Source organism: Nodularia sp. LEGE 04288 (assembly GCF_963896525.1).
Lineage (GTDB): Bacteria > Cyanobacteriota > Cyanobacteriia > Cyanobacteriales > Nostocaceae > Nodularia.
Genome location: NZ_CAWQOY010000094.1, coordinates 208,745 through 230,688 on the forward strand (window position 1 = coordinate 208,745; position 21,944 = coordinate 230,688).

Annotated in this window: 14 protein-coding genes; 6 read left to right on the forward strand and 8 right to left on the reverse strand. The window is 41.8% G+C overall.

From position 1 onward, the window contains the following. Positions 1–24: 24 nt before the first annotated feature. The 5 genes from prfC to AACX33_RS07995 form a co-directional block, all read right to left on the reverse strand. Positions 25–1,653 (reverse strand): peptide chain release factor 3, encoded by a 1,629-nt coding sequence (prfC, locus tag AACX33_RS07975; RefSeq protein WP_193997666.1) that lies wholly within the window; start codon positions 1,651–1,653, stop codon positions 25–27. Between the two features lie 329 nt (positions 1,654–1,982). Beyond that, complete coding sequence (locus tag AACX33_RS07980; RefSeq protein ID WP_193997665.1) at positions 1,983–2,906, reverse strand: methylenetetrahydrofolate reductase; 924 nt, start codon at positions 2,904–2,906, stop codon at positions 1,983–1,985. 59 nt (positions 2,907–2,965) lie between these two features. After that, complete coding sequence (trpS, locus tag AACX33_RS07985; protein WP_193997664.1) at positions 2,966–3,976, reverse strand: tryptophan--tRNA ligase; 1,011 nt, start codon at positions 3,974–3,976, stop codon at positions 2,966–2,968. 60 nt (positions 3,977–4,036) lie between these two features. After that, positions 4,037–4,465 carry a helix-turn-helix domain-containing protein gene (locus AACX33_RS07990; RefSeq protein WP_193997663.1) on the reverse strand — a complete coding sequence of 143 codons (429 nt, stop codon included), beginning with the start codon at positions 4,463–4,465 and terminating at the stop codon, positions 4,037–4,039. Further along, a complete protein-coding gene (locus tag AACX33_RS07995; protein WP_193997662.1) occupies positions 4,440–4,748 on the reverse strand; it encodes a type II toxin-antitoxin system HigB family toxin in 309 nt (102 codons plus the stop codon). Before AACX33_RS07995 ends, AACX33_RS07990 begins: the two co-directional genes overlap by 26 nt. Before the next feature lie 91 nt (positions 4,749–4,839). Here AACX33_RS07995 and AACX33_RS08000 point away from each other — a divergent pair, with 91 nt between their 5' ends. Then, positions 4,840–5,583 (forward strand): DUF429 domain-containing protein, encoded by a 744-nt coding sequence (locus AACX33_RS08000; RefSeq protein ID WP_193997661.1) that lies wholly within the window; start codon positions 4,840–4,842, stop codon positions 5,581–5,583. Between the two features lie 55 nt (positions 5,584–5,638). On the opposite strand, the gene glgP is transcribed toward AACX33_RS08000, so the two are convergent. Further along, the gene (glgP, locus tag AACX33_RS08005; protein ID WP_193997660.1) at positions 5,639–8,203 is read right to left on the reverse strand and encodes an alpha-glucan family phosphorylase; all 2,565 of its coding nucleotides are present in this window, start codon (positions 8,201–8,203) and stop codon (positions 5,639–5,641) included. Between the two features lie 1,912 nt (positions 8,204–10,115). On the opposite strand from glgP, the gene AACX33_RS08010 reads away from it, so the two are divergent. The 4 genes from AACX33_RS08010 (at position 10,116) to AACX33_RS08025 (ending at position 14,643) form a co-directional block, all read left to right on the forward strand. Continuing rightward, entirely contained in the window at positions 10,116–10,244 is a 129-nt protein-coding gene (locus AACX33_RS08010; RefSeq protein WP_265338611.1) for a hypothetical protein, read from the forward strand. Between the two features lie 639 nt (positions 10,245–10,883). Continuing rightward, positions 10,884–11,573, forward strand: coding sequence for an acyltransferase (locus AACX33_RS08015; RefSeq protein WP_193997659.1), 690 nt, complete (start codon positions 10,884–10,886; stop codon positions 11,571–11,573). A gap of 300 nt (positions 11,574–11,873) precedes the next feature. Then, positions 11,874–11,990 (forward strand): photosystem II reaction center protein I, encoded by a 117-nt coding sequence (locus AACX33_RS08020; RefSeq protein WP_193997658.1) that lies wholly within the window; start codon positions 11,874–11,876, stop codon positions 11,988–11,990. 163 nt (positions 11,991–12,153) lie between these two features. Further along, positions 12,154–14,643, forward strand: coding sequence for a DUF3769 domain-containing protein (locus AACX33_RS08025; protein ID WP_193997657.1), 2,490 nt, complete (start codon positions 12,154–12,156; stop codon positions 14,641–14,643). Here the strand turns inward: AACX33_RS08025 and AACX33_RS08030 are convergent. Both AACX33_RS08030 and AACX33_RS08035 read right to left on the reverse strand, forming a co-directional pair. After that, positions 14,606–16,126, reverse strand: a complete 1,521-nt coding sequence (locus AACX33_RS08030) for a hybrid sensor histidine kinase/response regulator (RefSeq protein ID WP_193997656.1) — start codon at positions 16,124–16,126, stop codon at positions 14,606–14,608. The genes AACX33_RS08025 and AACX33_RS08030 overlap by 38 nt on opposite strands. A gap of 7 nt (positions 16,127–16,133) precedes the next feature. Then, positions 16,134–18,074 (reverse strand): PAS domain S-box protein, encoded by a 1,941-nt coding sequence (locus AACX33_RS08035; RefSeq protein WP_193997655.1) that lies wholly within the window; start codon positions 18,072–18,074, stop codon positions 16,134–16,136. A gap of 1,168 nt (positions 18,075–19,242) precedes the next feature. Between AACX33_RS08035 and AACX33_RS08040 the strand changes: the two genes are divergently transcribed. Beyond that, complete coding sequence (locus tag AACX33_RS08040) at positions 19,243–21,741, forward strand: LAGLIDADG family homing endonuclease (protein ID WP_227788670.1); 2,499 nt, start codon at positions 19,243–19,245, stop codon at positions 21,739–21,741. Positions 21,742–21,944 lie beyond the last annotated feature (203 nt).

The window sequence follows — 21,944 nt, forward strand, 5'->3', positions numbered from 1 at the left end:
TTAGTCCCATCAAATAAGAGTGAATTATTCCTCCACTGCTTGTTGAGCAGAATACACCGGGGCGATCGCGCTTAATTTCAACTCTGGATGATCTCCCTGTAACTGTTGGCAATTCCATTCATTACGGAAGAGCAAAACTGGCCGTCCCATATTATCTTTGACAGTAGTGGTGTTGAAAATACGTCCCACTTGATTCAAAGCTTCCCAACCACCTTCAACCCATCGGGCGACGCTGTAGGGCAGTAACTCTAATATGGTTTCTACACCATACTCGTTTTGCAAGCGAAACTGCACCACTTCAAATTGCAGCTGACCCACCGCGGCCATAATCGGGTCACGTTTGGCTTCATCAGCTGAATACATAATTTGCACTGCACCTTCTTCGCGCAATTCCGAAATCCCTTTTTGAAATTGCTTAAACTTCGAGGGGTTGGGATTTCTGAGGCTAGCAAACAGTTCTGGCGAAAAATAGGGAATTCCTTCATATTCCAGCTTCTGCCCTGTGTAGATGGTATCACCAATCGCAAAAACACCCGGATTGTTCAAACCGATCACATCGCCAGGATAAGCTACATCAATGGATTCCCTCTCCTGAGCAAAAAGTTTTTGCGGGCGAGACAGGCGGACGACTTTGCCAGTCCGTGCATGATTCACTGTCATATCTTTTTCAAACTTTCCTGTGCAAACCCGGATAAATGCCACGCGGTCGCGGTGTTTCGGGTCCATATTGGCTTGGAGTTTGAAAACAAACCCAGTAAAGTCGGGATAAGTGGGGGGAATCTCACCCACGCTGCTGTTATGCGCGCCAGGCTTGAGGGCATACTTGAGAAAATAATTTAGGAATAACTCTACCCCAAAGTTCGTCATGGCGCTGCCAAAAAACACTGGAGTCATTTTGCCTTGATGTACCAAGTCCAAATCCAGTTCTGGGCCGACTCCTTCTAAAAGTTCTAAATCATTTTTCAGTTGCTGGTAAACGTCATCTTCTAGCAGTTCCGCAATTTTGGCATCACCTAAATCTACAGTCGTTTCGCGGGCTTCCCGGCTACCGTGGGCGCTGCGTTCAAATAAGTGAATTTTTTGCTCGTGGCGGTCAAACACACCTTTAAAGCGATCGCCCATACCAATCGGCCAGTTGACTGCATAGGTTTGTAAACCTAATTCCTGCTCAATTTCATCTAACAGTTCCAGTGCTTCCCTTCCCGGACGGTCGAGCTTATTGACAAATGTAAAGATGGGCAGACCTTTTAACTTACAGACTTCAAATAATTTCCGCGTTTGGGGTTCCAAACCTTTAGCCACGTCAATCAGCATCACCGCATTATCTGCGGCTGCTAGAGTACGATAAGTATCTTCACTAAAATCTTGGTGTCCGGGTGTATCGAGTAAATTAATTTGACAATTTTGGTAGGCAAACTGTAATACCGTCGAGGTAATAGAAATTCCCCGTTGTTGTTCCATAGCCATCCAGTCTGAAGTCGCCTTACGCTGCGCCCTCCGGGCTTTAACAGCCCCAGCTTCGTGAATAGCACCCCCGTATAGCAGTAGTTTTTCTGTGAGCGTAGTTTTACCCGCGTCAGGGTGAGAAATAATCGCAAAATTGCGTCGCAGTTCCACTGCTTGATGTAGTTCCGTCTGAATTTCAGTGGACATAAACTGTATTGTTTTCCTTGCTGCTTAATTTATTTTAATTTTTTATCCTGAAAAAGAATGGGCGATTGTACTACCCGGATGAGTTGGAAAAGCCACAACCGGGTGAAACAGTGCGGAAAAGAACCCCAGCCCCTCTCCTTGATAAGGAGCTACGGTGTACACACAACTCCTGGCTGTCTGCGTTTGAGCCTGTTTTGCCCCCTAAATCCCCCAAGTTTGGGGGACTTTGAAAATTCTTGTTCCCCCATAATTGGGGGTTAGGGGGCGATTCGATCACTTGTGTGTACACGGTAGTTGATAAGGAGAGGGGTGAGTTTGATACAGGTTATTTAATTAGCATTTGTCAGTGCTGTAACTCCCGCTAAATCTAAAATTGGCGCAATTAAATCTTCCCGTTTCACAGCCATCATGTGGATACCTTGACATAATTGTCGCGCAATTTGAACTTGTTCCGCCGCAATTTGCATTCCTTCCTCAAGCGGATCTTTTGCTTTTGCCAACCGATCAATAATGTGTTGGGGAATATTTACACCTGGAACACACCGATTAATAAATTGGGCATTTTTTGCCGATTTCAACAGAAAAATTCCTGCCAAAATTGGTTTTTCATAATTAACGGCTACTGTGTCCATAAATTTTTCTAGCCGTTCAAAATCTGTAATCATCTGGCTTTGGAAAAATTGCGCTCCGGCTTCAATTTTCCGTTCAAATCGCTTTTGTAAACCTGACCAACTGGCAGACTGTGGATCTACAGCCGCACCAGCAAATAAATCAGTCGCCCCATCGGTCAAAGGCTTTTCATGATCATCAACGCCCTGATTCAGCTTCCGGATTAGTTGCAGCAGTCGCACAGATTCTAAATCAAACACGGCTTTAGCATGGGGGTGATCGCCAACTTTCACCGGGTCACCAGTCAAAGCTAAAATGTTGCGGATACCCAAAGCATGAGCGCCCATTAAATCAGCTTGTAAACCAATTCTATTGCGATCGCGGCAAGCCACCTGACAAATCGGCTCAATGCCATTTTGTAACAAAATCACTGAGGCTACCAAAGAAGACATCCGCAATACGGCGCGGCTACCATCGGTAATATTGACAGCATGAACCCTCCCCTTAAGGGTCGCCGCCATTGAAATCATGTGTGTGACATCTACCCCTTTTGGAGGTGCTACCTCGGCGGTAACTAAAAATTCGCCTGCTTGCGCGGCGCGACGAAAGGAATTTAAAACTGTGGGATTTTGGGTATCCTGCATAACATTAATGTTTCGGTTTCCTTAAAGGCTATAACGAATTATGCCTAAAAGCGAAACCCTTAAAGAGGTAGAGTATAGCCCAAAGCAGTTTTTACCTGTGCCAAAGTTTGATTAGCGATCGCCTCAGCTTTCTGCCTCCCATCACGCAAAACCGAGTCTAGATAAGCTTTATCTGCCATTACCGTCTGATATTTTTCTTGTATTGGTTTTAGAGCATTAATTGTCGTTTCTGTCAATAATGGCTTAAATTGACCCCAACCCATATCTTGACATTCTGCTGCGACCTCTTCCTTCTTCTTCCCAGACAGCAGCATATACAGACTTAACAAGTTGTTACACTCTGGACGCTCTGAATCATCGAAAGTCAAACCCCGAACCTGATCAGTTTTACAACGCTTAATCTTATATTGAATCTGCTCTGGTGGGTCTAGTAAATTAATTCGGCTTAAATCCGAAGGATCAGACTTCGACATTTTGCGCGTACCATCCGCCAAACTCATCACCCTAGCCCCTTCCTTACGAATTAAAGGCTCTGGTAACTTGATTACAGGCTGGTCAGGTTTAGCAAATTGATGATTAAATCTGTTAACAATATCTCTTGTCAATTCCAAGTGTTGCTTTTGGTCTTCACCAACTGGCACTTTATCTGCTTGATACAGCAAAATATCAGCAGCCATCAGCACAGGATAGTCCAACAAGCCGACATTCACATTTTCACCCTGCTTAATCGCCTTTTCCTTAAACTGAATCATGTCTTGCAACCAGTTTAAAGGTGTAATGCAATTAAACAACCAAGTAAGTTCACTGTGGGCAGAGACGTGAGATTGCACAAAAATAGTAGAGTGATTTAAATCCAGACCACAAGCGAGATAAAGCGCCACCAGGGTATAGGTATCAGACGCTAACAGTTTGGGGTCGTGTGGTACTGTAATCGCGTGCAAATCAGCCACAAAAAGGTAATTATCGTATTCGCTCTGACCTTCTACCCAGTTGCGAATGGCTCCTAAGTAGTTACCTAGATGGTAATTACCCGTTGGTTGAACTCCAGAAAGAATACGCTGCTTGCCCATAAATTTCAACTTAATTTATCTCAAATCCGCTCTCTGTCAAGTGGCGGTTACAAAACTCATTCAATTTTGACACTTTCTCGGAGATATTTCTAAATAAGTAGGTGAAATCTGGAAAAAAGTTGCCAAATTTTGAATTTCCATTGCCGTTAATTGGCGTTTGCCATTTAAAATATCTAGAACTGTTGACTCACTTTCTAAAAAGTCAACTAAATCTTGAGGTTGTAGATTAGATTCCTCCAGTAACGCTTGAAGAAGTTCAACACCCAGAAGATTCGGGATTAATTCATGGCTTTGTTCATAGTCATAAACCAGAGTACCAAGAACTTTTAAATAGTCTCTATCATCTTGTGTAATATTTCCTTGATCCAAAATACAATTAATTCGAGATTGGGTAGCAATTAACTCATCATCATTAGTAATTGGACGTGGTGGAAATGTGGTGATTAGCTCTATATAGTAGCTACTAGGAGTTTTTAAACCACTCGTCATTTTTCCAATTCTCCTGATCGTATTCAGCGTGGGTGAGTACAGCACGTACAAATAAAAGTTGATACTCGTAATCTATATAGGTTATGAGTCGATAATTATTACCTTTAATATTAAACAGAGTGAAGTTGCCAACTAAATCTGCTGACGAAAAAAGATTTCTGACATCAATAAAAGTTTCCAATTCAGAATCAGATATGCGCTGATACCATAGTATAAGTCCTGATTTGGCTTGCGAATGTTTTTCCCAAAATTCTCTAAGTATTCTTTTGCTAATAACCCGCATTAAATGTATATAAATATAGTATAATTATTTTAAATTGAAAAATCGATATATTAATAATTATTTTAAATCATTTTTTTTACATATAAAAGTAATGAAATTTATCGGCATTGATTTAGGCTGGAAATCGCAACCAAGCGGTTTATGTTGCTTGGAATTCATAGAAGGACAACTGCAAATACTAGATTTAGACCGTCTAGAATTGATTGCAGACATCCTCACCTGGATTGATCACACTGTAGAACCAAACGAACCAGCCATAATTGGTGTAGATGCGCCCACCTTGATCCCCAACGCTATCGGGAGTCGCCTTCCCGATAAACTGACTCACAAATACTTTGGCAAATATCACGCTGGCTGCTATCCAGCTAATCAAAATTTACCCTTTGCAGAACGCACCGTAAACTTCGGTTTAGAACTAGAATCGCGTGGATTTGCCCATGCACCCACAATTGATCCCCAAAAACCTGGCAGATATCAAATAGAAGTCTTTCCCCATCCAGCAACAATTAATTTATTCAACTTAGAACGCATCCTGAAATATAAAAAAGGACGCATCAATGAGCGTCGCTTAGAATTAATTAAATTGCAAAATTATATTCTCGATATTCTCCCCACCCTGACTCCCTCTCTGTGTACTCTGCGCCTCTGTGGTTCGTTTTCCGAAATCCCCAGCACAGGCGCAGCACTCAAAGCATACGAAGACAAACTAGATAGCTTAATTTGTGCGTATGTAGCAGCTCACTGGTGGTATTGGGGTGAACAACGTAACTTAGTGCTAGGCGATCGCACTACCGGCTATATCGTCATCCCTGGAAAAATGGGGAGTGGGGAATAGGATGAAAAAATTGCTTCCCCCTTGCTCCCTGCTCCCTGCTCCCCTGCTTTTTAGCTTATTCCGCCCAAGCAATCAATCTTGGTTCATAGGGACTAGACAAGTGTTGGTGGTGTGGTAAAACACGCAAAGACAAGCCCTGCAAACCAGAGGCCGTATAGGTAATATTAGCCGTGTAAACACTCAAGTTTTGTGAATCTTGTCCTTGGTAATCCATGACTACAGGCACAGCATTGGCAATGTCACCATTGGCATCAATCGTACCTTGGTATAACTCCACCCGGACATCATCGTTACTCAAAGTTGTTAAATCAACCTTAGCTTTGACAGCGACGGTTTGGTTTACCTCAATATCCGTATCTGCTGATACATCAATATCTTTGATTTTAATGTTAAACCACTGTTCGCTGAGTTTTGATTTCCAACTAGCTAATTCCTTCGCTGGGGCGTAATGATCAGCAGTCAGAATATGATAGCGATCGCTTGCTGGAAAATAAGCCCGTTGTGCATATTCTCCCACCATCCGCGCTGTATTAAAGAAAGGACAATTCAAGCGAATTGCATCCTTCATTTTGGCAATCCAACCCCTGGGTAAGCCATCAGCATCCTGATGCTCGTAAAACAGAGGCACAACTTCCTTCTCTAGCAATTCATAGAGAGCGTTGGCTTCTACTTCGTCCTGGTAATTGGGATCATCGTAATTCTCACCATGTCCAATTGACCAACCAGTCCGGACATAATCAGCTTCATCCCACCAGCCATCGAGAACACTTAAATTCGGCAATCCATTCATTGCGGCTTTCATCCCGCTCGTACCGGAAGCTTCCCGTGGACGGCGTGGTGTATTTAACCAGATATCACAACCAGCTACCATTAACCGAGCAATGTGAATATCGTAATTAGGTACAAACACTACTTGTTTTTCCAAGTGTTGTTCATGGATAAAGTGATTGATATCGCGGATCAGTTCTTTTCCTGGGATATCTTTGGGGTGAGCCTTACCAGCGATCACAAATTGCACTTTGCGATCTTTGTTACTCAGCAGAATCCGCTTGATTCTTTCCAAATCACGCATCCAGAGGGTGGCGCGTTTGTAGGTAGCAAAACGTCGCGCAAAGCCAATGGTTAAAACGTTGGGATCGAGGACTTCTTGGGCTTGGTCAATTTCCGAAGCAGAAGCACCGCGATCGCGCAAATGCTTCACCAAGTGTTCACGGACGTATACCACCATGTCTAGGCGACAGCGTTCGTGATTGCGCCACAATTCCTCATCGGGAATCGTATCAATCCGATCCCACAATGGACTATCTGGTGCCGCTGATGACCAGTTTGGCCCTAAATAGCGATCGTACAACTCTTGAGTTGATTTAGCTACACAACTCCGAGCATGAACACCATTGGTAATTGCGGCAATTGGTACTTCTTCCACCGGCACCTTTTTCCACAAACCCTGAAACATCTGGCGTGATACCACACCGTGCAACTGAGCCACACCGTTAGAAAATGTCGCCATCTTCAAAGCCAACACCGCCATACTGAAAGGCGCAGATAAATCACCTGTATTTTCTCGCCCCAGTCCTAAAAATTGCTCTTTAGGCAAGCCAAAGATTTCGGCATAGTACCCCAGGTAGTGTAAAACTTTGTCGGGAGAGAACAAGTCAATTCCCGCAGGTACTGGTGTGTGAGTGGTAAAGATATTGCTAGAAGCTACCACCTGTTTGGCTTGCTCATAACTCAATCCTGCTTCCTGAATCAGGATGCGGATGCGTTCTAAAGCCGAGAAAGCCGCGTGACCTTCATTCATATGGTACGCAGTCACATCATAACCCAGAGCTTTCAACATCTGTACACCACCGATCCCCAGCATAATTTCCTGGTGAATCCGCATATCGATGTCGCCACCATACAGCTGATCTGTGATGTCGTGGTCGTAAGGATTATTCGGTTCAATGTTTGTATCTAGCATATACAGTGGCACCATTCCCACCTGTACGCGCCAAACTCTGGCGTAAACCTTGCGTCCTGGATAATCTACCGCAATCCGTAATTCTGAACCGTCAGGATTACGCTCCAGATGCAACGGCATATTATAGAAATCGTTCATGGGGTAACGTTCTTGCTGCCAGCCATCTGCATTCAGGTATTGAGCAAAGTACCCTTGCTGATACAATAAACCGACACCAACTAGAGGTAAACCCAAGTCGCTAGCAGATTTCAGGTGATCCCCCGCTAAAACACCCAAACCGCCAGAATAGACTGGTAAACAATCTACAAGTCCGAACTCAGCCGAAAAATAGGCGTAACATTCTTTTGGCTTTTGGCTGCGTTGTTTCTGAAACCAAGTCCGCTCGTGTAAGTAGTCTTCTAACTGGCGAGCCGCCCGATCCATTTGTGCTAGGAAGCCTTCATCTTCGACAACTTCCAAAAGCCGCGCTTGACTAATTGTACCCAGCATTAATACGGGGTTGTGGCGGCTAGACTCCCACAAATCGGTGTCTAAACGACGAAATAAATCTTTACTCTCAACGTTCCAATCCCAGTGCAAGTTATATGCTAGTTGTCGCAGAGGTTCGAGTCGCGACGGTAAGCAAGGGGAAACGTTAAATGTGCGAATTGGCTGCATAGGTCGGGAAAACTCCAAGTTATATTTTGGCTATTGTTTACGTCTGTATTACTGTTTCTACCCAATGTTGCCAATTCTTTTTACTGTGTCTGTAAAATGGGTATGACTTTGTTCAGCATTGAGATTTATTCTTGACATCGCTGATAAAGTTTACACTAAGGGCATTTTTAAGTCTATGGATTACCCTCAAGTATCTACTTAGTATATTAAAAATTCATTATTTTATGCCAAGTAAGACTTAAGGCAATTTTTTTGATCACCTTGAGGATTTTGTATTTTTTGCTACAGATTTTCCTCAAGTTGGTAAATTACAAAAGTATTTATCCGCTTCTAGCCTCTCAAATCAAAAGCATGAAGCCAGAAGTGAGTTTGTCAGAGGCGATCGCTCAAAGTAGAAAAATTAAATAAATTAAGTATCAATCGTATCTATATTCATGAGTATTTAGATATATACTGCCTTTTAAGGATTTTTCAAACGTAAATTCTCCAACTAGCATCTCCAACACGACTTCTTTATCCTTGTCTTCCTTGGCTAAAGAAATTGGGTATTTTTTGACTGAGAAGTCGCTGAATAGTTTATCTGCAAACCCACGGAGTCCTCGAAATCATGAGGGTTTTGTGGATTTATCGGCATACTTAGAGCCACTGCTGCTGCAAAAGCCATCTTTGCTGCTATTTGATCCGCAAGTTTGATATTAAATCAAGTCTCCTGGCTATGGGAAGAGAAATCAGCTTTGTCAGTGGGTAAATCTCATTTAAAAGTACCCTTTATCACATCTCGCAGCCAGATGATCAAGGCATTTAAATCTTCTGAGTCATAGCTGTTTTGAAGTAACAATTGTATTTGGTTTTGGGGTGGAATTCTCAAATAGCCCGCAGTTAAAGCTTGTTGGACAATTGTGTTAATTAAAACCATACTTGGAACCAAGTATGTGAGTTTGGTTTTGTTATGTAGAGTAATCATCAAAGCCAGGTATAGCTGGGGAGTGGGTTAAAACCCTTTTGGTGTCTAAGTTTGATGATCAGTTTATGTTTTAACCTCCTTGGCGGTTGCTATATATCTAAACCTGTCCCAAATTTATCTAGCTAAAAGCACTCATTAACCCAGGGAATCTACTCATTGGGTAATTTACAAAAATAGGATTATTAGGTAAAAGCTGAGAATATTTTTTTAGCTATTTTAGGACGAGATTGGCAAAAATAGCGCAGATTTCATTTTAAGTATGACCAATAGTTCCTGAATGCTAAAATCCTTCTGATTTATCTGTGAGTCGAACCAAAATCCAAAATCTAAAATTGTTTGACCGAGACTTGTGGCAAATAACATCCTTAATCTTTCATCTTAATTAGCATAGCATCCTGAAATATATGTCTAGAGCCTGAAATTAAATATTAGTTCTGCTGATTAACCTGATTTTCCAAGCCTTAAAGTCATTGCTTCCATTCATTTAGAGATGTTCGGCACTTGTGCTTATCCCCAGTCCCTATCGTTGCTTGATTGCATAGTCGATTAAAATCCCGACTTAAAATCCAACTTACGACATCAGTTATGTGTCGGGTAAAATAGCTAACTTCAGTTATAATTTATGGACATGACCTCCAAAGTGTGAATTTTTGGAAGTGCGGTGCTAGCTTCTACAATATATATAGTAAATCTTATCACCTGCAACATTTTTATTTAAAATAATGTATTTTTTTGCTTAAGTATAAAAATAGGTCATTGGGGATTATTACGCAAAAATAATGTTCTTTTAATTGTCAATTAACCAGGACTATTAAAATTCAATAAAACTTATTTATTCACAGTGCTTAAATCAAAAAAATGTGTTAATGTTAAAAACAGCTATCACCAAAAATTATTGATGTAATTAGAATTGTGATTTGGTTCGCCTGTAACTCATCGGTGTGCAACATGATTAGCGCAGCATACTCTAGAAATTCGTTGCAAGAAAGTCGTCATCGCAATCGTGGAAGCGCTTATTTGTTTGCACCGATGATTAATTTTAATGTGATGGCTGAAGTTGGTGACACTCCACCTTAATTTTGATTTTTTTTGATAAAAACACTAATAAAATTCAATGCTAATTATATTTTAAATTGGGTAAAAGTTATCTGCAAAATTTGAGATAGCCCAGTAAAAATGTAATTGTGTTGAAAAAAGCTTGTTGAATTTGGTCGTTGACAGAAAGCAGCTTGAAGGCGAAAAACTACATCACAGTAGTATATCTATTCAATTCGCCAGAAAAGTAAACTTGGCATATTTGACAACACCCAATTACCCAATTTAATAATCTGATCTTTGGCGCTGTAACTCACTGAATATTGCCGATAATAATCAGTCTAGTAAATAGCATGATTTTTGCGGTAACTGATTTAGAAAAACTGCCCCAAACTTTGAAATTTCCACTGCAATTGATGCGGAGAAAACCGATTAACTGTTACCGATGTCAATTAATCTGTCTAGATTAAGGTGAGATCATTACTAAATTAGACAAACTCAGAAATTAGTTTTCTATTGGCGTAGGAGACTAAGTAATAATTGGGTAAATATTTTGTTCACCCGAAAATCAAATTCCTGAGTTTAATCATATCAGTATAAGTGCCACTACCAGCAGACAGGATAGATTTTCTCTAAACCTTCAATAGTTTCAATCAAAAACAATATCAGAGATATTTAATCATGAGTAATAACCGATATGCCTCAAAATGGCAGCGATTACAAGAATTATTGATCACTACTTTGTTAGGAGATATTCCCACAATTGCTTTTGGTCCCAAACTGCGAAATTTAGTATATCGTCAGATTTTTGCTCGGATGGGTAGTCCAGTTTATATTCAAAACGGTGTGGAATTTCTGGGAGCTTCTGGTATTGAGATGGGCAATGGGGTCTATATTTTTAAAGGTGTCCGCATCGATGCCAAAGGACACCCAAATAATCAAATTTATTTAGGAAATGGCGTGGCGCTGGAGCGCTACGTTGATATTGGCTGTTTGGATAACACTTGCATATCCATTGATGATGAAACTTTTATCGCTCCTGATGTCTGTATTGCTGGGCCGGGAAACATCACAATTGGTAAACATTGTATGATTGCATCCCATTCGGGAATATATGCTAATAACCACAAATTTGCCGACCCAACAAAACTCATCAAAGAGCAAGGAATAACTCGTAAGGGAATCGTGATTGAAGATGACTGTTGGCTAGGGCATGGAGTCACGGTGTTAGATGGCGTTAATATCGGTAAAGGCAGTGTTATTGGCGCGGGATCAGTTGTGAATAAAGATATTCCTCCCTATTCTGTGGCCGTAGGTGCGCCTGTACGAGTCATCAAAAGCCGAATGAGCAAAGATTTGGTGGCATCATAGCAATTCGTAATTGCCTACACCAGGCGGCGCTGTCACTGTCTCATTGATTGGGAATGGTCTGGGTTGCGGTTTGGCGATCAAAGATGGCAGACTATAGAGAGCCAAAATAGCTCTGTCTGACACTGGAAACTTCCGTCGAGAGTAAACGTCTCCAAAGTAACGAGTGCAAAACAGCTGAGGGGCATTGACCAGATTTATCTTAAAAAGGGACGAGATTTCGGTACTATAAAGTAGTTATCTTTTCTGTATATCAGATACTGAGAGAGAAACTTTTTTCTCACACCCTTTGGAGATATTTGGATGGAGACTTTAAAAATCGCTGTTTATATTGTTGTTGCCTTCTTTGTGGCTATCTTCGTCTTCGGATTTTTGTCGAACGATCCTGCTCGTAACCCCGGACGGCGGGATTCAGAGTAAGATTTGCACAAATGATCCACAACTGCCGGAAGACGGAAAACACCAAACCTCCTTCTCTTGGCAGCTTGCTATATTTAGGCAAAAAGCAAAAGTCGGAAGGGGGAAGGTGTAATTCATCCTTCCGGCTCTCAATTGGCTATTTTTTAGCTTGATTTGCCTAGATATGCTTCATTCAGTTCCGCCACCTGCAACGCTTCCCATTGTTGAGCCAGTACCATCAGCAAATTCTATTCCCTATGCTAGTGATACTCAGTTTCCCTCAGTTTTAACCAATCAGACTGATACACCAGAAGACAAAGAAGAATCCCCGCCACTAGAGGAAATTCCACAAATCTCAAATGTGGGAGATGCTGAATCTGCTTTGCGTTGGTCAAGTTTTATCAACGCTACTAGAGATAACTTATCGAGCAAAACTCTAGCCACACCTAATACACCAGAAACCTTCCCGCCGGAATTTTCTCCCTTCACGGCTTCTCAGAGTGCGGCAATTTTGGGTAAACCCCAGACAGTTGGTTATTCTGAAAAGCTGTTTAATGCGCCCAGCACTACACCCAAGGTGCAAGTTGTAGCGGAAACAGCGACTCCACAAGAGCCAGAAAGTAATATTTCTGTGGAGAAATTTCCCGATCGCATCAATATTTCTGTTGATCAACCGGATGATGAAGCGAGTTCTCAACCAGTAGAAAATATTCTAGAGTTCAAGTCTCGTAACCCTAGTAACGAAACCTCCACTCCCTCAACTATAGAATTCAAGTCACCTACCGAACCTGCTCAACAACCTACAACACCTACGCCGCCAGGAAGACAGAGGACTGTCGAAGTGACCTCTGATCGGCAAGAGTATGATGAAAAACGGCGAATTATCACCGCAGAAGGTAATGTAGTGGTGCGATTTGATGGGGCTGTGGTGGATGCCGATCGCCTGCAAGTCAATTTAGATAACTTGATCGCTGTGGGTTCAGGGAATGTGGCCTTAACACGAGGAGATCAAGTCTTACGGGGAGAACGCTTTAGTTATAATTTCATCCAAGACAACGGAGAAATCGAAAACGGCAGTGGGGAAATCTTCGTACCCTCAGCCCAAACAGATTTGGCTTTTTCACCCAGCGATGTCAGAGCAGGTGAATTTCAGACTCCTCTGAGCGATCGCGTTAGAAGAAATCAGCCCCTTTCTGGGATCAGCAGCCCAGGCGGTCTTGACTTTACATTAGGTGGTGCAGAAGCTAGCAACATTCCCGCGCCAGAAAGCGGGGGTAAAGTCAGGCGACTACGGTTTGAAGCTCAACGCATTGAGTTTTATCCGCGAGGCTGGCAAGCTGAGGATGTGCGGATTACTAATGACCCATTTTCACCACCAGAATTAGAGTTGCGAGCATCTCAAGTGACTGCAACCCAAGAGTCGCCTTTGGTAGAAACCATCACTACACGGGGACAGCGTTTAGTCTTTGACCAAAAAGTCTCCATACCAATTCCCGTAAATAAACAGACCATTGACCGTTTTGAACGGGATGCTTCACCATTTTACGTTTCCCCTGGCTTTGATGGAGGTAGGCGTGGTGGGTTGTTTGTAGAACGGGGCTTCACTCCTGTTGATAATGAGCAGACACGTTGGAGAATCACGCCCCAATTATTTGTGCAGAAAGCTTTAGAAGAAGGCACAGATGATTTAGCTTCATTATTTGGTCTAACTACAAGAATCAATGCCGTTTTAAGCCCACGAGCCACACTTGAAGGTTCTGGAGATTTAACCAGTTTTGATTTAAACAAACTAGACCAGAATTTGCGGGCGAGTTTGCGAATGACCCAAGCATTAGGCGATGTCAATCCTCACATCTTAAATCTAGAATATAGCTATCGCGATCGCCTGTTTAATGACAGCTTGGGCTTTCAAACTGTTCAGAGTAGCATTGGTGGTCTGATTAGCTCTCCGAACATTCCTGTCGGTAACACTGGCGTTAACCTCCGTTATCAGACAGGCGTACAATATATCAATGCCAACACTGACCGCCTAGACTTACTAGAAGCAGACCGCACAAATGATCGAATTTCTCTCGGTCGCTTACAAGCTAGTGCTAGCCTCAGTCGGGGCTTTTTACTATGGCAGGGTAAACCATTACCAGCTACCGCCACTGAGGGCTTAAAATACACACCAAATCCTGTAGTTCCTTATGTACAGACAGTGGCCAGTGTCACAGGTACTAGTAGTTATTACACTAATAACGAAAATCAAAGTACCCTCACTGGTACAGTCGGCTTAATCGGGCAGTTTGGTAATTTCTCTCGTCCCTATTTAGACTATACCGCTTTTAATGTTACTTATTCTCAGGGCTTAAATAGCGGATTATCACCCTTTTTGTTTGACCGCTCAGTTGATAATAGAGTGCTAAATGCTGGAATTTCACAGCAAATTTATGGGCCATTTCGTTTAGGCTTTCAAACCGCAATTAACTTGGACACTGGTAAAGAAACTAGCACAGATTATATTTTAGAATATAGCCGCCGTACCTATGGAATTACTTTGCGTTATAATCCAGTCCTGGAATTAGGCGGTTTCAGCATCCGCATTAGTGACTTTAACTGGTCTGGTGGTACAGATCCATTCTCTGATGGCGAAGTTAGGCCTGTTGTGGGTGGTGTGCGACAGAATAATTAAGCGGCAAAATTATTGTGAATGTGGTTCCGACACCAACTTGACTGGTGAAACTAATTTTACCCTGGTGAGCTTCAACGCACCTTTTCACAATCACTAACCCCAGTCCTGTACCCTGAATTGATTTGACATTAGAGGCTCGATAGAATGAATCAAACAGTCGCTTCTGGTCTACTTCCGGAATGCCAATTCCTCGGTCTTGAATCTGCAATATGGCTACTTTGTCTGTGGAATCACAGGTTAAATCAACTCGAATACTTTCATTTTGAGGAGAATATTTAACTGCGTTAGAAACTAAATTAATAAATATGTAATGTAAGAGTTTTTCATCTATCCAAGCATCTGTGCATTCACTATGACAGGTAAAGATAATTTGATGTCTACCATTGGTAATCAGAGAAAATTCTTCAATAAATTCTCTACATATTTGCTCCAAGTTTACTAGTTGAGGATGGCACTCCAGTTTTCCCACATCTGACTTACCCATAAACAGCACATCTTCCATCAATTGTTTCATGGAGTCCACAGCACCTTTGATTCGTTGGATGTAGGTGCTTTTTTTGGCTGCTGTTAAATTATCTCCTTGGATTTCTATCAATTCGACTGCTGTTTGGATGACAGTCAAGGGATTACGAAAATCATGAGAAACTGTGGAGATAAATAGAGATTTGAGATTGTTGAGTTCGCGTTCTTGATTCAATGCGCGCTCTAGAATTTCTGTTTGACGACGTTCGCTGAGATCCCAAAAAACCACCACTACACCATCTATCTGGTTAGGTCGTCGCATAATCGGTGAAGCACTATCCCCAATGGGAATTTTTTTGCCATTTTTAGTAATCAGAGAAGTGAATTCGCCTAAATAAACAACTTTTTGGTCTCTGAGGACTTTTAGGACTGGATTTTCTAGTGCAGTTTCTGTAATTTCATCGACAATATTAAAAATAGTTGATATATCTTTTCCCTGAGCATCTGCTTGTTTCCAGCCGGTCAGCAACTCAGCGCCTGGATTCATGAATGTCACTTTTGCCTGCTCGTTGGTAGCAATGACAGCATCGCTGATCGAGTTTAAAAGGGTGGCTAATCGGTCTCGATTCTCCCGCAAATCCTGTTCTAGTTGGTGTTTTAATAAACCGATTTCCACAGCTATTCTTAAATCTTTAGAAGTAAATGGTTTAACTACATATCCAAAGGGTTGAGTGAGTTTAGCACGTTGTAAAGTCTGGTCGTCACCATAAGCCGTGAGGAAAATTACAGGTATATCTAACTGCTCGCGAATACTAGCAGCTGCTATAATTCCATCCATATTACCTTTGAGGATAATATCCATTAAAACCAGTTGTGGTTTCGTCTCCAATGCCAAGGCGATCGCCACTTCTCCGGAAGAAGCTTTACCCGTAACCATGTACCCTAACTGATGAAGTTGATTGGCAATGGTTCTGGCTACAATCACTTCATCTTCAACGACTAAAATTCTCACTTGATCCATTAGAAATTTATTGATGCAAAGTTAAATTGGGAAACTCTATTTTGAATCCTGTGCCATGATTACGTTCTACAGTAATGCTGCCTTCTATTTGTTCGGTCACTAAGTCATAAACTAATGAAAGACCTAAAGAATCCGCATTACTCCAATCTAAGTTAGCTGGTAAACCAACGCCATTATCTTGAATGATCATCTCAATATTGTTACCAATACTACGTAAGCTCAGAGTAATTTTACCTGTTTTTTGACCAGGAAAAGCGTGTTTGAGGGAATTGGATAATAATTCATTGATCACCAGCCCACAGGCAATAGCTTGATCAATATTCAAATTAACTGCTTCTATCTGAGTTTCTAGGGAAATCCTACCTGGTTCTAGCTGATAAGAAATTATGATACTAGTTACCAGATTCTCGACATATTCCACAACGTCCAGTTTGCCGATATTGGGCGCAATATATAAGTTTTTGTGAATTAGAGAGATGGAGTCAATGCGATTTTGGCTGTCTTGGAAAACTCGGCTAATTTCCGGATCTTTAATTGTTTGAGACTGGAGTTGTAACAGACTCGATACAATTTGCAGGTTATTTTTAACTCGATGATGAACTTCTTTTAATAAAACTTCTTTTTCTACTAATGCTGCTCTTAAGTTGATTTCGGCTTTTTGTCGTTCAGCTAGTTGATTCTGAGCTTGTTGGAATATACTTGATTGTTGAATGGCGATCGCAATTTGCACTGTTAGTTGATCGAGCAAATCCAATTGATGATCTTCCCAATCGCGGCTACGAGAGCATTGGTGCGCCACCAATAAACCCCACAAACACGAGCCAGTATTGTCTTCATCTATTTTCAATAGAATCGGCACGACTAAATTAGCTTGGACTTCAAACTGTTCTAACAAGTGAAGATGACAATCACTCAATCCCGCTTCGTAAATATTAGCGATCGCCTGCTTGCGTCCCTGATGATACTCTACGCCTCCTCCTGTCTGAAAACACGTATCTTCAATTTTTACGCCTAAAGCCACTGTCCATCCTGCGCCCACTGATTCGGCGACAATTGTACCGCTCATATCTGGGGCGAACTGATAAACTACAACTCGATCAACCCTGAGCAAATCCCGCACTTCTTGAACTGTCGTATTCAGAATCTCTTGCAGATTTAAAGATTGCCGAATTCGTTGAGCCACAGTTCGCATTAATTGTTCTCGTTCAGCCTGAGCCTTGAGAGCTAGTTCAGTTTGCTTACGTTCTGTAATGTCGGAGAATACAGCTAATATTGCCGATTCACCATTAAAACTTAAATACTGAAGTGACGCGATCGCCCAGAAATAACTTTTGTCGGCTCTCTTCAGTAGCAATTCATAATTTTTCACCGATTCATCTTGGGTAAGGGCTGCCAAAATTAGTTTTCTCTGAGCCGGATCATAGTATAAATCTGAAACTGGGCGATTAACTAAATCCTCTGCCGAAAACCCAAATATTTGCCGCAATTCTCGATTAGCATATAAAATCAACCCATCAGATAAGCGGGAAATAATTAATGGCACAGGAATGGCTTGATAAATTTCTCGAAATCTAGCTTCACTTTCCTGAATACTTTTTTCGATTTTTTTCCGCTCTGTGATATCTCTGATATCTACTAAATGAGCATCATTTTCACCATACTTTATTGCGTGTGTAACAGTTTCAACATGAATAATTTTGCCATTTTTTTGACAATGTTTCCATTGACCAGATAATTTGAAGCTAGAATTTTTTTCCGTTAAACATTTTCGTAATAAAACAATATCTTCGGCAGGATGAATATCAGTTATTTGCATCTGCAAAAACTCTTCGCGAGAGTAGCCATATTGAATAACAGCAGCTTCATTTACATCTAAAAACTGCCCAGTTTTGAGGTCATATAGCCATATACTGTGAGGATAATTGGCGAAAATCAAACTAAAATTCATACAGTTTCCAGTATTTCTTCCCGATTTAGGAAATGTTGTCAGTAGGTGGGCGTAAATAAAGTTAACTGACGGGGGTCGTCATTTGTCCTTAGCCCTTCGGCTACGCTCAGGGTAAATCATTGGTAAGGGTTTCATGGGTGTTTACGAGTCGTAATAAAGTTTGGTTTTTCCGAGTCCCACCTATTTAATCAACAAATTGATATTATTTACCCAACTTTGACTGATTAATTTCAGTATTTTTTTCAGGATCACCCAGGGTTAGCTGCAATGAAGGTATCCCAAAACCTTTGTCTTTACTTGTGGAGTAAGTAGGAAATAATCCTGTTTGCATGAGCCTCATCGATACTGAGATTGGGATTACACCGGAAAACTTGAGCGTAAATTGATGAGATGAGATGTTAATTTAAAATATAAATGTTTGAAATTGATGAATTAAGGGATTTCCAGAAAATAAATTGCCCCATTTCATCAGACCATATTTGTTCTTTATCCCCCCTGCTCCCTGCTCCCCTGCCTACCTCAGCAATGGAATATTTTTTTTATTGGAAGTCCCTAAACCGCTGCCCGCAGTCAAACAATTTGAGATTTTAGATTTTGGTTTGACCCCACAGATAAATCTGGGGAACAGTGCTATTCAGGAACTCTTGGTCATTAGTCTTCTTGACATACTTTACCCACAATAGTGGTGGTGTGAATTAGACCAACGTCCACGAATTTTTTGGCTCTGCTACTTGCTACAATTTTAGGAAATTTCGCAACGCAATGACTCGAAAATCCCACTCGGTATGTAGCAAAAAAACTCATAACCAATGACTATGGAATCAAGCTAATTTTTAATTTTCGTTTGTGTACTTAAGTAGCTTTACTACCATATAATATTATATTTGACTATAGTTCTTAAAGTTTTACCATGCCAAAATGGGCATAATCAAACGATTATTCGCTGTTGCCCAGCGGAAAAATGCATTACAGAAGAGGATCTGAATAAGTTGTAATCATAACACAGTATAAAGCTTGCCACCAGAGCCAAAGGACATTATACATGATAAATTTTAGTTGTAATTAGTACGCCAGCAGTAGTAGCGCAAAGTGGAAAATTTCGCAATCTTTAATCCAAAATCTAGTTAGCGTATAGTCATAATCTATTCGCAAGCAACAAGACTTGATTATGGTTCGAGAGTTAGAAAGAAAACGTCAGAGTGCAGAATTTCCCGAAACAGCGCCAGCTGCTAATCCTGTATTTTTTAGAACCTACAGCCGCCGCACAAAGGCAGGGCTGAGGGAAACATGGGATGAGGTATGCGATCGCACGATCCAAGGCATCATTGAGTTAGGGAAGCTCACCCCAGGTGAAATTGCCATCCTAGAAAATATGCAACGTAACCTCAAAGCCTTACCCAGTGGACGCTGGTTATGGGTAGGTGGTACAGAATGGGTCAGCAAACCCAAAAACTTTTCTGGGGCTTACAATTGCACCTCCACCAACCTGCAAGACTGGAGCGCCTTCGGGTTGATGATGGATTTAGCCATGATGGGCTGTGGGACTGGAGCCGTTATAGAACCGCAATATATTAATCAATTACCTCCCATCCGCAATTACTTAAATGTGACGGTAAATGGAGAAATTGGTAGCACATCTCCAGAATTACGTCGTGAATACACTCAAACCGAAATAGAAGGTAACAACGTTATCATCCATGTGGGAGATAGCCGGGAAGGTTGGGTAGAATCCTATAAAAGCTTATTGGAACTTTCCACAGATGAACGATTTACTACAGAAGTGGAAGTAGTCGTTGATTTGAGCGATGTTCGTCAAGCTGGAGAAACTCTCAACGGCTTTGGCGGAGTGGCTAATCCTGTCAAGTTACCAGGACTCTATCAGCGTTGTGTATCCATCCTCAATAAAGCCAGAGGACGACAATTAAATTCAGTGGAATGCTGTTTGTTAATTGATCAAGCTGCTGTCACAATTGTGGCGGGCAATATTCGGCGCTGTCTACCTGAAGATGCTTTGGTGCATACGAACAAAGGACTTGTTCCCATTAGCGATGTCCAAGTAGACGACTTAGTGCAGACACCTCTGGGATTTCGGCGAGTTGTGGATAAATTCGACCAAGGGTTTCAGGATGTCTACGAAATTGAAACCAATGCTACTTACCCCAGGGCAACTTTAAATCATCGGCAAGCAGTGCTGGCAGATGCTAAAGGTAGTGTTACGTGGAAATCTATTGCTAGTTTAGTACCAGGCGATCGCTTGCTGCACAACACCCAAGTTTTACCAGGTACACTCACCCATTTACCCCCGGATTTTACAGCCTCCAGACCTACACAAAGTCGCACAGCTAAGTCATTAATTATTCCTGATCTCACACCTGAAGTAGCTTGGCTGATTGGGTTGACTCATGGTGATGGCTATGTTGCACTCGGTCGAAATCAGCATGACAAGCCCTATGGACGGGTTGAATGGACAATGAACAGTTTGGATTCAGAACTCACCGCTAGAATTCAAACCAAAATAGATACTGCTTTAGCTTTATTTGGATTGACTGCTACTCATGGTGTCATCAATGGTGAAAACACAGCTAAGTCAATATGTTCATCCATTCGCCTAGCTGAATACTTCCATCACTACATCAAGCAACCTCGTATTCCCTTAACCGTGCCTAATTTCATTTTGCAGGGTTCAGTAGATATTAGAGCCGCTTACCTAGCTGGATTAATGGATAGTGATGGTGGAGTTAATAACCGACCCCCTCATTTAGTAACATCGATTTATCAGTCATTTATCAGACAAGTTGGTGCAGTTTTATCCAGCTTGGGTATTGCGGGTAGAGTCACCACTACTCGTCCCCAACAAGCAGGATGGCAACTTAAATACAACTTGACAATTCCCGCCCTCAAAGGACGTTATAACAGTCTGATAGCGCTGCACTCTGTGAAAGGCGAACTACGTCAAGGGTTACGCCACTTGCTACAAGTCGGGAAACCCGCCCAAAGCAGTGGCTTAAAAATGTATGGTTTCACCGTTCCTGGTGCAGTCATGCGGGAGGCTTACAGCTACAGCGAAATGCGAGAAATGGGATTCCAAGGTTCTCGCACTGTTGATGCCAATTATGAGCGCTATATCACCGAAACTGATATCTCATTAGATATTCCAGTCACAGTAAAAGGACTGGGAAGCTACGATCATGTCCACACTTATGACATTGAAGTTGAAGAAGCTCATTGTTTCTACTGCGATGGCTATTTGACGCACAACAGTGCCGGTATGAGGCAGTTCAAGGCAGACGATGAACAAGGCGCAACTGCCAAAGATAACCTCTGGCAACAGGATGAAAATGGCAACTGGCGTATTGATCCTGAGCGTGACGCTTTACGGATGGCTAACCATACCAGAGTGTTTCACCGTAAGCCCACATTAGAAGAATGTGTAGAAGCTGTTCGCAAACAATACTACAGTGGCGAAGGTGCGATTCAATGGGCTGGTGAAGCAGTAGCTCGATCCAACTGTGATTTGCTACCAACACAAGCTTTAAAAGTTGATTTCTTGAAATCTTATGAACAAGGAACAGCAAAAGAGTGGTTACAAGCCCACTATCCTGATTTAGATGCCAAAGAACTAGAACATCGTTTAGCTCGTTACGGTTTAAATCCGTGTGGTAAGTAATTTTGCCTCACGTTAAACACCGGGGAAAATCGGTGAACCCTGCGATGGGAATACCGAGGTAATCAGAGGAATTAAAGTACCTTTGACACCGTACAGACTAGAGAGTGAAACTTTTTAAAACACTAATAAAATTTAGGTTTTGAAAAGAATATAATCTGGGTTTTACCTCCGTTTTCAAGAACGGCTCCACGAGTCCCCGGCTA